A 295-nucleotide genomic window follows, 5' to 3' on the forward strand; every position below is an offset into this window, starting at 1 on the left:
CCATCTGAATCCACTGCATAAACTGGCAAATCGAAGGTCAGATCATTATTGTCGAGACCATCGGCATGGTCTAACGCCTCAAGCAACGTGAAGGTGTATTCACCCAACGTGGTACCTGAGAAGCTTAAGCTGAAGACAGGAACGTCCGTTCCACCGTCATCAATAAAGCCGGTATAGATGCCTGAGTCTGCTGGGTCTTCTTTAAGCTCAACCGCAATGTTGTTCGACGTTAACGCACCACCCACATTGAACTCAGTTGGTTCGATTCGGAACTTCTCAACATCATCACTTTGGT

At 47.5% G+C, this 295-nt stretch carries 1 protein-coding gene; it reads right to left on the reverse strand.

Annotation, left to right across the window (positions count from 1 at the left end):
- The coding region (locus IQQ51_RS10170) for a hypothetical protein (protein WP_193840980.1) at positions 1–295 on the reverse strand (295 nt) is incomplete at both ends.

The organism is Vibrio sp. OPT18, from assembly GCF_015163615.1.
Lineage (GTDB): Bacteria > Pseudomonadota > Gammaproteobacteria > Enterobacterales > Vibrionaceae > Vibrio > Vibrio coralliirubri.